Annotated in this window: 1 protein-coding gene; it reads right to left on the bottom strand. The window is 38.1% G+C overall.

Annotation, left to right across the window (positions count from 1 at the left end; all coding sequences use genetic code 11):
* Positions 1–260: hypothetical protein (locus tag SB756_RS31770; protein WP_410913461.1), on the bottom strand; the 260-nt coding region annotated here is incomplete at both ends.

Raw genomic sequence — 260 nt, forward strand, 5'->3', positions numbered from 1 at the left:
GTTGTGTAAATGCAGATGCTTTATTTAGAGTTAACAAGGTAATTGAGCCATAGCCAATACCCAAAAAGCCGAGTACATTTTCGTAATAGTCTTCAGACATTATTAGCACTAAAGCGTAGGGAAATAACAGAATAAAAGCATAAGCAAAACAGGTCAGCTTATGTGCTGACAAAACATTGGCAGAGCCACCACCAAGAGCCGATAATATAATTATGATACTTGTGGCTTCTAGGGGGGCAAAAGAAGTGTGAAAATACAAG

This window comes from Pseudomonas sp. SIMBA_068 (assembly GCF_046534705.1).
Classification (GTDB): domain Bacteria; phylum Pseudomonadota; class Gammaproteobacteria; order Pseudomonadales; family Pseudomonadaceae; genus Aquipseudomonas; species Aquipseudomonas putida.